The sequence below is a fragment of the Prochlorococcus marinus str. MIT 9401 genome (assembly GCF_000760095.1).
In the GTDB taxonomy this organism is placed as follows: Bacteria; Cyanobacteriota; Cyanobacteriia; order PCC-6307; family Cyanobiaceae; genus Prochlorococcus_A; species Prochlorococcus_A marinus_I.
The window spans coordinates 320,499-334,963 of the sequence record NZ_JNAR01000016.1; the positions used below are offsets into that span (position 1 = coordinate 320,499).

General features: G+C 31.6%; 13 protein-coding genes. 6 read left to right on the forward strand and 7 right to left on the reverse strand.

Features of this window, described 5'->3' with window-relative positions:
* Window positions 1–61: 61 nt before the first annotated feature.
* Entirely contained in the window at window positions 62–1,702 is a 1,641-nt protein-coding gene (locus EV01_RS01600; RefSeq protein WP_032518596.1) for a GMC oxidoreductase, read from the forward strand.
* Here EV01_RS01600 and EV01_RS01595 read toward each other — a convergent pair.
* A complete protein-coding gene (locus tag EV01_RS01595) occupies window positions 1,689–1,946 on the reverse strand; it encodes a DUF2811 domain-containing protein (RefSeq protein WP_032517667.1) in 258 nt (85 codons plus the stop codon). The genes EV01_RS01600 and EV01_RS01595 overlap by 14 nt on opposite strands.
* 379 nt (window positions 1,947–2,325) lie before the next feature.
* On the reverse strand, window positions 2,326–3,456 hold the full coding sequence (locus EV01_RS01590; protein ID WP_413680952.1) for a sirohydrochlorin chelatase: 1,131 nt from the start codon (window positions 3,454–3,456) through the stop codon (window positions 2,326–2,328).
* 41 nt (window positions 3,457–3,497) lie between these two features.
* Between EV01_RS01590 and EV01_RS01585 the strand changes: the two genes are divergently transcribed.
* Both EV01_RS01585 and EV01_RS01580 read left to right on the forward strand, forming a co-directional pair.
* Window positions 3,498–4,772 carry an FAD-binding protein gene (locus EV01_RS01585; RefSeq protein WP_032517669.1) on the forward strand — a complete coding sequence of 425 codons (1,275 nt, stop codon included), beginning with the start codon at window positions 3,498–3,500 and terminating at the stop codon, window positions 4,770–4,772.
* 30 nt (window positions 4,773–4,802) lie between these two features.
* Complete coding sequence (locus EV01_RS01580) at window positions 4,803–6,368, forward strand: SulP family inorganic anion transporter (RefSeq protein ID WP_032517670.1); 1,566 nt, start codon at window positions 4,803–4,805, stop codon at window positions 6,366–6,368.
* 6 nt (window positions 6,369–6,374) lie between these two features.
* Here EV01_RS01580 and EV01_RS01575 read toward each other — a convergent pair whose 3' ends face one another.
* The 4 genes from EV01_RS01575 to EV01_RS01560 form a co-directional block, all read right to left on the reverse strand.
* Window positions 6,375–7,265, reverse strand: a complete 891-nt coding sequence (locus EV01_RS01575; RefSeq protein WP_025888005.1) for a homoserine O-succinyltransferase — start codon at window positions 7,263–7,265, stop codon at window positions 6,375–6,377.
* A gap of 13 nt (window positions 7,266–7,278) precedes the next feature.
* Window positions 7,279–8,607, reverse strand: a complete 1,329-nt coding sequence (locus EV01_RS01570; protein WP_032517671.1) for an O-acetylhomoserine aminocarboxypropyltransferase/cysteine synthase family protein — start codon at window positions 8,605–8,607, stop codon at window positions 7,279–7,281.
* A gap of 71 nt (window positions 8,608–8,678) precedes the next feature.
* The gene (locus EV01_RS01565; protein ID WP_032517672.1) at window positions 8,679–9,338 is read right to left on the reverse strand and encodes a hypothetical protein; all 660 of its coding nucleotides are present in this window, start codon (window positions 9,336–9,338) and stop codon (window positions 8,679–8,681) included.
* A 93-nt stretch (window positions 9,339–9,431) separates the two neighbouring features.
* A complete protein-coding gene (locus EV01_RS01560; protein WP_032517673.1) occupies window positions 9,432–10,940 on the reverse strand; it encodes a hypothetical protein in 1,509 nt (502 codons plus the stop codon).
* A gap of 167 nt (window positions 10,941–11,107) precedes the next feature.
* Between EV01_RS01560 and stpA the strand changes: the two genes are divergently transcribed.
* Both stpA and arsS read left to right on the forward strand, forming a co-directional pair.
* Complete coding sequence (gene stpA / locus EV01_RS01555) at window positions 11,108–12,328, forward strand: glucosylglycerol 3-phosphatase (RefSeq protein WP_032517674.1); 1,221 nt, start codon at window positions 11,108–11,110, stop codon at window positions 12,326–12,328.
* A 40-nt stretch (window positions 12,329–12,368) separates the two neighbouring features.
* Window positions 12,369–13,301, forward strand: a complete 933-nt coding sequence (arsS, locus tag EV01_RS01550) for an arsenosugar biosynthesis radical SAM (seleno)protein ArsS (RefSeq protein ID WP_032517675.1) — start codon at window positions 12,369–12,371, stop codon at window positions 13,299–13,301.
* 5 nt (window positions 13,302–13,306) lie between these two features.
* Here the strand turns inward: arsS and EV01_RS01545 are convergent, their stop codons facing one another.
* Window positions 13,307–13,759: a Fur family transcriptional regulator gene (locus EV01_RS01545; RefSeq protein WP_032517676.1), complete on the reverse strand. Its 453-nt coding sequence runs from the start codon at window positions 13,757–13,759 to the stop codon at window positions 13,307–13,309.
* 119 nt (window positions 13,760–13,878) lie between these two features.
* On the opposite strand from EV01_RS01545, the gene EV01_RS01540 reads away from it, so the two are divergent.
* On the forward strand, window positions 13,879–14,445 hold the full coding sequence (locus tag EV01_RS01540) for an isochorismatase family protein (protein ID WP_032517677.1): 567 nt from the start codon (window positions 13,879–13,881) through the stop codon (window positions 14,443–14,445).
* Window positions 14,446–14,465 lie beyond the last annotated feature (20 nt).

Genomic DNA, 14,465 nt, shown 5'->3' on the forward strand with positions numbered 1-14,465 from the left:
CTAAAAATTAATTATTTACTGAATGCTATATTTATTGAAATAACAAATCACGTGCTAGGTTTTGGATATAAGTCCGTATGATGCAATTGTTGTTGGTTCTGGAGCTACAGGAGGAGTAGCAGCACTTACATTGGCAGAACAGGGGATAAAAGTTTTAGTAATAGAAGCAGGGCCTCAAATTAAAAGGTCTGAAGCAAGTAATAATGAGCCAAAAAGTACATTTAAAAGATTATCAGGAGTAATAACAAAAAAACATGCTAATCAATGCCAACATCCCGGTTATTGGAAAAATAATCCTGATTTATATACAAATGAATTAAAGCATCCTTATGACTCCCCAAAAAAAAAGCCCTTCCTTTGGACTCAAGGTAAACAATATGGTGGGAGATCATTAACGTGGGGAGGAATAACATTAAGACTCTCTTCAGAAGATTTTCAACCAGCTAACAAAGACGGATTTGGACCAAACTGGCCTATTTCATACGATGAACTCTCCCCTCACTATGATTTCATTGAAAGTTTCTGTGGAATCTATGGACGAAAAGATGATATTAAAGAAGTCCCAAACGGTAAATATATTAGTGAAATCCCTCTTACAGAAAACGAGAAAGTTTTTGGCAGAAAAGTTAAATCAAAATTAAACTATCCATTTATCCAATCAAGAGGATTTGACCGAAATTCATCAGTAAAAGATAAAAAATGGCCTCAGTCCTCCAGTGTAGGAAGTACTTTAAAAAAGGCTCTAGATACTGGAAATGTACAAATAATCTCAAATCACCTAGTGGAGTCTTTTGAGGTTAACAAGATGACAGAAATTGCATCAAAACTTACGATCGTAAACCTAGAAAATGGATGTAAAAAAGAATTAAATTGTGATTTAATCCTCCTTTGCGCATCTACAATTTCAACTCTAAGAATACTACTGAACTCAGAATATAAATCAAATTCCTCAGGTTTCAAAGATACTTCTGGGAAATTAGGTAAATACCTTATGGACCATATCTCTATCTGCAGATTTTTTTCAGTGCCAAAAACAAAAAACTCAGTAAAACTACTAGATAATCTTCCCTATCTTTCTGGAGCAGGCAGCTTCTTTATTCCATTTGGTTCAAATTTACCAAAAATTGACGACATAAATTTCAATAGAGGTTATGGAATCTGGGGGGCAATTGATAGATTAGGGATACCTAAATTTTTGCAAAAAGATAAAAGTACATCTATTGGCTTTCTCATCGCCCATGGTGAAGTACTTCCCAGAGAAAAAAACTCAGTTTCTCTCTCAAGAAAAACAGATAAATGGGGTATCCCAATTCCCTACATCGAATTCGAATGGAGCGATAATGAGTTAAGAATGGCTAAACATATGGAAAAGACAATACAAAAATCAATAGAAGCTGCAGATGGAGAAATAAAAAATATTGATGAACTAATTAATATACCTTTTGGTAGTTTACTAACAAAAAACTTAATCCCGCTTTCAGATAATCCTCCTCCGCCAGGATATTACATACATGAAGTAGGAGGTGCACCAATGGGAACAAACGAAGAAAATAGCGTAGTTGATAAATTTAATAGACTTTGGAGATGCAAGAATGTACTTGTGCTAGATGGAGCATGCTGGCCAACTTCATCTTGGCAAAGCCCCACACTTACAATGATGGCTTTGAGTAGGAGGGCCTGCCTAAATATTAAAAAGATTTAGAGGGAGTAAATAATTGATTTAGATAAATTTCAGAAACAGAATTATCAGTACATCCGTTTTGAACCAGAAAAGTGGCTAATGCTGAATTTATAAGCTTATATTGATCCCAAGTTGGGTTACTTAAAACAAAATCTTTCATAGTGTTATAGAGAGATTCTGAAAGTTCTGTTTCTAAAGAGACTTTATTTGAAGAGAGTTCCTTGTTGTTCACGTCGGACAAATTTGATTGGCTGAATTGATCCATAAATAATATTTTCTACACAACTATAATTATGTTTTTTTTTCTAAATGTCAAAAAGAGTTAGCCAGATAATTTTTCAATTATCATATAAGACTCATGTTATAAGTTAGTTTTTAAAAAACTTACTTTTTAAAAAAGGAAATTGAATAAATCTTAAAGAAAAGTCAATAATAATGTTGATGTCCTGTTTTTTTTGAAAAATACTGGCATTTCTAATCCAATGTGGATTTGGACGTGGAAAACAACCTTTAAATTGTGGAAAATCTAGTCCAAAATACTTTCAAGAATTTATATTAAGAATACTTATATATACTGAGTCTATTAAGACTAAGTCGAGAAAGAGACAGGTGATTAATTGGTTTTCAACGGATTTTCTTAAGATTTAGTCTTTATTAGGCAAGCGAAGCGTGACAGGTCCTAAAGGATGTTTTGAGTTTGGATAAATACTATGGTGATGGTGATGGTGATTATGTTCATGCTGATGAGCCTCCACATGTTCATTTTCCAAGTAATCTCCTCCTCCTGAGTTTGATTTTTCTTGGTTATGAGTTGGTATTTGATTTTGTATTTCACAAGCACCATTACATTCAGGATCACATAAATCACAACTGATGCCCAAGCCCTCTACATGGTCATGATGACTTTCTTGTACCATTCCAACTTCTTTTTCAAAGCCAAATAAATTTGACCTATATTTACAGGTTGAGCAATTCATAAAATTATTACCTTCGTTATTAAGAATCTCTTCAATCCTTTCTACAAAAGTGTCGACCACATAAGACTGTGACGAAAGATATTTTGCATGTATAAATGAAATATTTGGATTATTAATAGCAACTAAATCACTTTGCCTTTTTATTCTTGTGACAAGGACACCTGAGAAAAGGAAATAAGGGAAAATAATTATATTTTTATAACCAAGTCTCGCAACATTTTTCAAGCCAGGTTCAACTAGAGGGAAAGTTACCCCAGAAAAAACTGTTTCCCCCCACCCTAAACCAATACCTTCTACGATCATTCTCGTAATTTTTGAAACATTGGAATTAGCATCTGGGTCAGAAGAGCCTCTACCAACAACAACTAATAATGATTCTTCAGGTTTGAGTGTATTATTTTGTTTAAATACATCTTTAACTCTTTCACAAGCTGCACTAATCATTAAATTATTAATACCTAATTCTCTTCCGTAAATTATTTCAATACCTGTTTTACTTGAATAATTCATAAGCAAGCTAGGTATATCATTTTTCACATGGCCAGCAGCGAAAAGCATTGCGGGTATTGCAATTACTTTTTTTATAGAAAGATCTCTTAATTTGTCTAGAGCATCAACAAGTGAAGGTTTGGCGAATTCCAAGAAACCATATTCAACCAAAAAGTTTGGGTATCTTTTTTGGATAAACTGAGTTAATTCTTGAAATTCAGTAATGGCTAGTTTATTTCTACTGCCGTGTCCACAGATAAGTATCGCGACTTGATTATTTAACTTCGAATCTAAATTATCCAAAATCAAGTTATTACTTATACCATAATAGTAAAGAACAATATCATGTAGTGAAAAATAATAGTTTGCTTGAAGTTCCAAATATCAACTCAAGAGATGCAAAATTAAAGAAATTAATTTATGACGTTGATGAGTCCTTATTTTATGAGGATAACTATTCTAATGAAGAATTCGAGCACCTTTGCGTATGCAGTGGAGGTACAACCTCTAGCTGTGCAAAAAATGGTTTTACAACTCTTGATCTAAGAAAAAATTACAACAAAATTCACCTAGATAGAAAAACCAATTTAGTGACAATTGGAGGTGGAGTAATAATGGGGGATCTAGTAAATCATTTACAAAAACATAATCGAAGTTTTCCAATCGGACTTTCTAAACTTCCTGGAGCAGGCTATATACTCACTGGTGGAGTAAGCCCGCTCAGTAGAGCCTACGGATTAGCTATTGATAATATTGAATCAATAAAAGGTTTCTTGGGAAATGGCACATTTATCTCTTTAAAAAAAAATCAAATAAATCCAGAAGAACAATTGATTTGGGAAGCAATTAAAGGCGCAGCACCCTTCTTTTCAATTATTACTGAAATAGAACTTAAGACTATCCAATCTAATCCAATAAAGGTTATTGAAGGATTTGTAAATCTAAATGAACTTTCAGAAATAATAAAACTATCAGAGGAATTTCCAGAAAATATTAGTCTTCAATGGATTTATGCCCAAAAAATTTATATATATATTTTTGCTGAGCTTAATAATTTAAAAGATAAAAGAACAGAAGAAAACTTAATGCTTCTAGACAAATTTCCTGCTCTAGAAAAAAAATTTTATGAAAACTTTAACAAAATTAATTTTTTCCCAAAGGAATTGAATTTATATGAGCTAAATGCAAATAACCATTCTGAGGTAATTAGTCTTCTTGGAGAAGATTTAAAAAATGATATCCCAATTTTTATAAAATGTTTGAGTGAAATAATGGAAAATAAACCTAATAATTCCTGTTATATTGCTTCTCAACAATTAGGTGGCAAAACTAAAAAGTTAAATCATGGAGCAAGCTTTTTTGTTCATAGAAAAAGTACTTGGAAACCATGGATATATGCATCATGGAAAAAAAATGATCTTCAAGAAAAAGAAGTCGCTCTGGAATGGATTTATAAATCATGGAGCAAGCTAAAAAGGTTTTATCCAAATATTCACTTAGCCCAATTGCACAATCATTTGAATTCTCATGAAGAAGAAATTACTTTAGCCTTTGGAAATAGAATGAACGAATTAAAAACTTTAAAGAATATTTTTGACCCACAAGGTATTTTGCCTCCTCTATGAGGTAACTTCTTAATTATAAAGAAACTTAAAATGTCAAATTTCTCAAGATATTTATCTAAAAATTGGTTAGATGATCCAAAGTCAAATATTCTCTCTGGCTTAGTTGTAGCTTTTGCAATGATCCCAGAAGCAATTGCTTTTTCAGGAATAGCTGGTGTAGATCCTAAAGTTGGCCTTTTTGGTGCATTTTGCCTATCTATAACGATTGCCATTGTTGGAGGTAGAAGGGGGATGATCACTTCAGCCACAGGTTCAACAGCTCTTTTAATGACTGGACTTGTTGCTTATGGAGAATCACAAGCTCCTGGATTAGGAGTCCCATATCTCATTGCAGCTGGAATATTAACTGGAATTTTCCAAATTCTTTGGGGATACTTAAGGCTTGCCTACCAAATGCGATTCGTTCCAACAGGAGTATTAAGTGGATTTGTAAATGCATTGGCACTTTTAATATTTCAAGCACAACTACCTCAGTTAGGAATAGGGATTAAAGAATCAAAAGAATTAGTTGAACAAACTATCAGTCAATATCCAATTAACTCTCAGATTCCAGTAGTTTGGATTCTTGTAATCCTAGGATTAGTAATTATCTATGGACTTCCAAAAATCACAAAAGTAGTCCCATCTCAACTTATCGCAATAGTAGTGATTACTCTTATAAGCATATTTTTTAATCTAGATGTCCCAACAGTTAGCGATTTGGGAAAATTACCTGATGGATTGCCAAGTATTTCTCTTCCTTTTGGATCAATAGAAAATGGGAAAGTACCTTTTAGTCTTGAAACATTAGGGATAATTTTACCGACTTCACTTGCAATATCTCTCGTAGGTTTAATGGAAACCTTTTTAACTCAAGACATTTTAGACGATGTAACTGATACAAGTTCTAATAAAAATAAAGAAGCAAGAGGACAGGGAATCGCAAATATTGTGGCATCCTTATTTGGTGGAATGGCAGGATGTGCCTTAGTTGGGCAATCTGTTATGAATACTGAGAATGGTGGTAAATCTAGATTATCAACCCTCTCCTCAGGTATATCTCTACTAATTATGATTATCCTATTGAAGTCTTGGATTGGAGCAATCCCAATGGCTGCTTTAGTAGCAATCATGATAACGATCGCAATAAGTACAGCGGATATAAATGGATTAAAAAATATTAGAAAGATACCTAAAAGCGATACTGCAGTCATGCTTATGACTTTCTCAGTTACTATGCTTACAAAGCCTCATAATCTTGCGCTTGGAGTTATTGCAGGAGTTGCATTAGCTGCAATTCTTTTCAGCAGAAAAGTTGCAAAAGTTATAACTGTCTCAAGAGCAAAAGAAAATAATTTAACTACCTATAAAGTAAAAGGACAATTATTTTTTGTAAGTAAAATTTATTTTTTACAAGGATTTGATATTCATGAACATCCAGAAAATATTGTAATTGACATGTCTTTAGCCCATATTTGGGATCAAAGTGGCGTTGTTGCTCTTGAGCAAATTATTAGAAAATTCCAGAATGGTGGATCTAAAGTTGAAATTGTAGGATTAAATAAAGAAAGTCTTAACCTATTTGAAAGACTAGGTGGTATTGAAAGCGCTCATTGAAAAAAGTTAATTAAGACTAACTTGTTGATAACAAAACCAAAGCCATTGCTGAAAAAGTAAATTCCTATGAGATCTCCAAGCGGTTTTTGAACTATTTAGATCAAAATTTTCAGGAGGAGGAACATCTCCCTTTTCTTTGTCTCTTTCAATTTCACTAATAATTCTATGCACCGTATACTCAGGATGACCTAAATGCATAAGTTGTTTTTGATCATTAGATTCAAATATCGTATATCCAACGTTTTCTCCATATGCCAACAAATTCAATTTCCCTTCTTTTTGGGCCTTCTCCATTTCCAAATCTGGTAATCCAGCAAATCTACTTTGAGGACAAATAAATTCATCATCTTGTGTACCCATCAAAGGGTGTCCAGGAACAAGACTTTTTAAAGGGAATACCCCAAATAATTTCCTATCAAAAACTTGCTTATCAACCCCTGCCAAATAAGCCAGAGCAAAGCCAGCCCAACATAATCCAAGAGTACTCGCACAAGAATTTCTGGCTTCATTTACAATTTTCACAAATTCATCCCAATACTTAACCTCCTCAAAGGCTAGGTGCTCAATAGGTGCTCCAGTAATAATGATTCCATCTAACGGTTCTGGATTATTTGCTTCTTCCCAAGTTATGTATAGATTATTTAGATGATTAAGATCCCATGTTTTATAAGAGTGAGTTTTAAGCTTTATCCAAACTGGCTCAATTTGAAGAGGAGATAAACCAAGTGGATGTAGTAGGTTAAATTCATACTGCTTACCAAGAGGCATGATATTCAAAATACCAATCCTTAGAGGACGTATATCCTGTCTTTTTGCCAATTCTGGTTCGATCCAAGATATGTGATTTTTCTCAACATCACTAATCTTGTGATAGTTACTAGGAATTATTAAAGCCAATAAATCTCCTTTCCTATGTGATTTGTGAAAGTGCTTGTTCGAAATCTGCTTTTATGTCATCAATATGCTCAATCCCGACAGAAACTCTTACCATCGTGGGAGTAACACCTGCAGATAATTGTTCTTCTTCAGATAATTGCTGATGAGTTGTTGAAGCAGGATGAATTACTAAAGTTTTTGAATCACCAACATTAGCAAGGTGACTGGCTAATTTTAAGGAATCAATAAATTTTACTGCATTTTCATAACCTCCATTAAGAGAGAACATAAGCATGCAACCCATTCCCCTTCCGGTAGTATATTTTTTGGCACTTGAATAATATGGATCAGATTCCAGGCCAGGATAATTAACACTACTTACATTAGAATTAGAATCTAACCATTTTGCTAATTCAAGAGCATTAGAAGTTTGTCTTTCTATCCTTAAACTTAAAGTTTCCAAACCCTGCAATAACAAAAACGAATTAAAAGGACTTTGAGCTGATCCCCAGTCTCTTAGGCATTCTAGTCTTGCTCTTAATGCAAAAGCTATATTTCTATTATCAGGTACTCCCAAAGATTTGCAGATATCGCTACCGAAACCAAAAGCATCCCAATGAACGAGCCCATGATAAGCATCGCTTGGCTCACTCATTAGTGGGAATTTACCATTTCCCCAATCAAAGGTTCCGGCATCAACAATAACCCCTCCGATACTTGTTCCATGTCCACCAATCCATTTTGTCGCACTTTCCACAACAACATCGGCTCCAAAATCAATTGGTCTTATTAAGGCACCACCAGCACCAAGAGTATTATCCACTATTAAGGGAATTCCATTTTCCTTCGCCAATGCAGAGAGTCCCTCAAAATCAGGAATATTGAACCTAGGATTTCCCATTGATTCGACATATATTGCTTTGGTTTTATCATCAATTTTATTTCTAAAACTATCGATACTATCACCATCAGCAAATTTAACCTCTATTCCTAATCTTGGAAATTGTACTTTAAATTGATTGTAGGTCCCACCATAAAGAAAAGATGTAGAGACAAAATTATCTCCTGCTGTCATACAGTTCACGATTGACAAGAATTGAGCAGCTTGACCTGAAGATGTTGCAAGAGCTGCCACACCTCCCTCCAAAGCTGCCATCCTTTTTTCGAAGACATCAGTGGTCGGGTTCATAAGTCGAGTATAAATATTTCCAAATTCTTTTAATCCAAAAAGATTAGCTCCATGCTCTGCATTATCAAAAACATAAGAACTAGTTTGATAAATAGGTACTGCTCTTGAATTAGTAGTTGGGTCAGGCACTTGGCCTGCATGTAACTGAAGAGTCTCGAACTTTTGGTTGCTCAAAATTTTTAAATAATCCTATTATCTATTTAACTTAAAAAAGTCCAAAAAAAAAACAAAAAAAAGATAAATATTTATAAATCCTTTTTTAATGAAGGGTAATTATTTTTCATATAAAAACTCAAATCCTCTTTTATAGCAGATCTGAGTTTCTCAATATTTGCAGAATCAATTATTGGAAAAGTTTTATTGGCCTCAGGATCTTTTTCAGTAATTGATTTCCAATTCTTACCAACATCTTTTTCAGAGTTGTTTAGAACCTCATCAAAATTGAAACTCTTATTATTATTTTCAGCGTCAAATTCTCTGAAAGCTTTATTTATAAGTTCTTTTCTAATTTCGAATATATTCTTGGCTTTTAAAGTATCTGGGAGACCCATTACTGGTTGTAATTCCTTAAGAAGTCTAATTTCCTCTTCAATTAATAGTGTCCAAACACCATATTTATTTTTTGGAATATTAGAGTTACTAAAAATTTTAATTTCATCGATGTAAAAATTTAACCATAAATAATATGATTTTTCTTCAATAGTTTTTTTAATGGATATCTTTTTATTTTGAATTTTTGGTAGTAACTTTTCTGCTTTCTTCAAAAACTGTCTGTCTTCTCTTTCTAAATTTATTAATCCCCATCTTTGGCTGTAGTCCCATAAATCTTCGTATCTTATTAAGTCTTCTTGATTCCATCCAAGAGCTTTCAGTTCATGAGAACGATGTGATAATTCCTTTTTCAAAAAAAACCTTTTAAAACCATAATAATTCTAACCCTGCAATCAAAATTAGTAAATAAATGTACAACTTAGCTTTTTAGTTAAATAAATAAATAATCAATTATAAAAATAATGATTAATAATTTTCAATACATTGATATAACTAGGATTTTTTTTTGAAATTAGATTACTAGATTCTTTTTCTTTAAGATCATTTTCCTCTTTGTCAGAAAACAATTTCTTGTGAAGGATTTCAATATCATTAAAAAGATATTCTCCTTTTAATTTTTCAATTAGTTCTAAAGATAATTCAGATTTCACAGATTCTTGACAAAAATTAGTTATTTCTTCTGAACTAATTAAAACCTTATAAATTTCTTTTTTTTCTTCTGGATTAGCATTAAAGCATAAATAAATCAGATTAATCATTGAACATGTATTATTTTTGATTTTGAATTCTTTATAAATATCCGGCCAAAATTTTAAGGATTTTAGACCTTCTAAACCTCCTTGACTGAGAGAATATTTATTACACCAATTTACAAATTCTGAGATATCTTTTGGACATCTGTTGAGTTGCAACAGCATATCTGATAAAACCTGTCCTGCCTGAAAATTCCTTGTTGGTTTTCCTTCAGTTGGTAAAGTCATGCTCCCCAAGACATCAGCCTTAACAGCATTTAATTGAGAAAAAGTATAATCTCCTTTTTCACAAAATTTATCATTAATTATTTCCCTTGCACTAATTTTTTCTTCACCATAACCAAGTTCTTTTAATGAAAGATATTTATTCTCTAATTTATTTTCTTTTCTAACTTGTAATGATACTGATGCAGCCTGATCTAAACATTGAGTTAACAAAATCGTATTAATGCTTGGTAGCATTCCTGGCTTATCGGAATGAAAGTTATTTACAAAACCTGCGAATATGGATGAGATATTTTTTATTGATTTTATATATTGACATTCAATATTATGTACTCCAGGAGAAACTTGTATTTTCGGTGACAATTGATTCAAAATACGAGCTCCTATTAAAGCAGTTAGAGCATCAGGATGGCAGAAATTTGCAGTAAAGCTATCATTAGGATTTCGTAAAGCTCCGTGACGGTGAAATCCTGTAAAAAAAGCTAAATTTGGATATTTATTACAGAGAATAAAAGGTTTTTTATTTTTATTATCAATACAAAAAGAACCGACTAAACAGCCAAGAACCACATTTTCTCTTTTTAAATTTTTTCTGAGTTCTAAAGCATATTTAACATCATCTTGAATGTGATTACTGTTTGAAGCAAGAATAACTATCTCACATTCCAAAAGAAGATCTTTTAGGTCAAAAGAGTTTCTTTTCCCCTCTAAACAATATTGTCCCATTATCTTAATCTTTTCAATAGTCTCATTATCCATATCAGAAATAACATCATTTGAGAAAGCGCCCAATAAATCTCTATCTTTCCTAGGAGCTAAGAGAATATTATTTGATTTTCCATGCATAGCACAGTTGTATGCTAATGATGCAGGATATAAGCCAACACTGTAAAATCCAACTTTGCTATTCTCTATATCTTCAATCAATGAATAAAAATATTTTTTATCATTTATGTTTTCTATGAAATTATTCTTCATTTTTGGAAATTCTTGATAATTTTTTTAATTACTTACCCATACCAATATTTTTCTACATTAAAGCAATTCTTGACCATAGCAAATTATTTATTGTAAATATTGAATTTTTTAATTTATAATTTTTATGAAAAATGAAAAACTAAATCAAACGATAAATAATTATAAATATGGAATATATGGCAAGTAATTTAAAGGCACAAGAACAATTAATTTCTTCTAAAAATATCTTAATTATTCAAGACATTGATGGGGTTTGTATCCCTTTAGTTAAAGATCCAATGACTAGAAAGTTAGAATCAGAATATATCTATGCAGTAAAAGAATTTGCCGAGGAATTCTTTGTATTAACTTGCGGGGAACATGAAGGTCCAAGAGGGGTTAACAGAATAATAGAAAGGAGTTTAAAGAGCACTACGGAGCCTAAAAACAAAGAACTATATTTAAGAGGTCTTGCAGCCTGTGGAGTAGAGTATCAAGACAACAACGGTGAAATAAGTTTTGAAGGAATCTCAGAAAAAGAACTAAATTTTTTATCTAAAGTACCTAGTTTAATAAGACCAAAATTTAATTTAATTGTTAAGAATATTTTTCCTGAACTTAGCCAAGAAGAAATCAATTTTCACGCAGTAAAATCAATATGTGAAACACGCTTCTCGCCAACGATTAATTTCAATAGTCTATTTGATTTAGTTCACAAAGATTCTGATAAAAGAAAGCTTATTCAAATTAGTTTTGAAAAAATGATGAATGAAATCATCTTAAAATCTGAATCAGAAGGTCTCAGAAACTCATTTTTCCTTCATATTTCGCCAAATTTAGGTAATAAAAATGGTAGAGAAATAATTAAACTTTCTTCTCAAGATGATATAGGATCAACAGACATACAATTACTTATTAAAGGAGCAGTTAAAGATTCTGGAGTTTTATTTCTTTTAAATAAATTTATTGCGGATAAAACTGGTAAAGCTCCTTTTGGAAGAAATTTTAATTTTAGAAACTCTCCAAATTCTGTTACGGAAAAAATTGATTTATGCAAAAGAACTATTCAAAAAGTAGATATGCCTTTGATTGTAGGAGTTGGTGACACAGTTACATCAAAAAAAAATAATGATGAAAAAAGTTATTTAAGAGGAGGAAGTGACAGGTCTTTTCTAGAATTAATACAAATATTAGGTAATGAATTTGGGATTAAAAATAAAATAATTTTTGTTGATAGTAGTGCTGGTGAAGTTGAAAGACCCTCTATAAAAAAAACTGGTTTATTAGGCATCAGTGATCTTAATGACAACTTAAAGTTTGACATGGTTTTTAAAAATGGTCCCCAAGAATACATAAGTTGGTTTATTGAACTTGCAAGTAAGAGATCAAACTTTAAAAAAAATAGTTGACTTTTTAATTTTCTAATGACAGTTTATAAATAGTAGATTTATGAAAGAAAAATTTCCCTCAATACATAAAGAACCTATAGAAACTTTGCAAATTAACATAGGTTATAAATGCAATCAGGCTTGTAAGCATTGTCATGTCAATTCGAGTCCCCTAAGGACTGAAAAGATGTCCAATGAAATGATATCTCTTATTCCAAAGATAATTGAAAAATACAAAATCAAGACTTTAGATATTACAGGTGGTGCCCCAGAACTTCACCCACAATTTAAAAACCTTATAACGAGTTTAAGTACAAAACAAGTTGATATTATTGATAGGTGCAATTTGACAATTTTCTTTGAAGATGGTTATCAAGATCTTCCTCAATTTCTTGCAAAGAATAAAGTAATAATTACTGCTTCGCTTCCGTGTTATGAAAAAAATAATGTTGATTTTCAAAGGGGTTTTGGGGTTTTTGAAAAAAGTATTAATGCCATAAAAATTCTTAATGATTTAGGTTATGGAAAGAAAGAAAATGGATTGCAATTAAATCTTGTTTACAATCCTGTAAGCCCAATTCTTCCTCCTTCTCAGGAAATATTGGAGAAGGATTATAAAAAAATACTATTTGAAAAATACAATATCGTTTTTAATAACTTATACACAATAACTAATATGCCAATAAATAGATATGAAGAATCTCTAAGAAGAGAAGGGAAACTAAATACTTATTACAAATTACTAAAGGAAAATTTTAATGAAAAAAATTTAGAAAATCTTATGTGCAAAAAAACAATTAGCGTAAATTGGCTAGGAGAAATTTATGATTGCGACTTTAACCAACAGATAAATTTCCGAGAGAATAAAGGACCAAAGACACTTTTTGATCTATTGGATGAATCATTTGCTTTTAACTATGGGGTGGCTGTAAAAGAACATTGTTTTGCTTGCACTGCAGGTGCAGGGTCAAGTTGTACAGGAACTTTAAGTTAAAACTGCTAAATGCAATTAGGACAAATAGCTCTTACATTTAAAGAGGATTCAATTAGTTTAAAACCATTAATTTTTGCTGCAACTTTGCCTGCCTCTAAAACTTCGTCATTTTCGAATTCTTCTGTTCTTCCACACCTAATACAAATTAAATGATGATGGTCCGGTGTGTCGTTACTAAGCAATTCATATCTGTGTCCACCCTCACTGAGTTCTAATTCATGAAGCAAACCCATTTGTACTAAAAGTCTTAAAGTTCTATAAATGGTTGCTAGTGAAACTTTAGAGCTTGATTTAACTAACTTTTCATGAACTTCTTCAGCACTAAGATGCTTTCCAGAGCCAATATTTTCAAATAAATTAAGAACCTTTAGCCTCTGAGGAGTTAACCTCTTGCCATCTTTATGTAAACCATCACCAAGAGGAGATGTAATGACATTGTATTGCGAGGATAATGACAAAATTAACCCATGGCTATTCTCAATAATAACTCTTGATGAGAGTAAAACAACTTATTGATTTAAAATGTTTACTAAAGTTCTTCAAAATATTATGTTAAGTGTATCTTTATTTATAAATAATGAATGATCAAGAAATCTCTTCTGATAAATTATCATCGAGAGTAAACTCCCTTATAATTATTGATATTCAGGAAAAAATAATAAGACCAATTTTTAATAAGGATTTAATAATCAAAAACATCAAAAAGCTTATAAATGCTTACCAAATTTTAGAAGAAAACATATTTATATCTGAACAGAACCCACTCAAATTAGGGGTAACGATACGTGAATTAACACCCAAAGCAGGATTTAGAAAATTTGAAAAAATGGAATTTAGCCTAGCTAAATTAGAAGAATTTTCAAAAGAACTTAAAGATAAGAAAATAAGTAATTTGATAGTTTGTGGAATCGAAACGCATATTTGTATTCAACAAACAGTCTTGGATTGTTTACAAAAAGGATTTGAAGTTATTCTCATATCAGATGCCATGGGGAGTCGAAATAAGGTAGATCATGAAATAGCATTACAAAGAATGACTCAGAGTGGGGCAATTTTAACAACAACTGAATCAATAATTTTTGAATTATGCAAAACTGCTGATAGAGAAGAATTTAAAGAAATTAGAAATATAATAATGAGTTAAAGAAAAATAAAGACTGGATT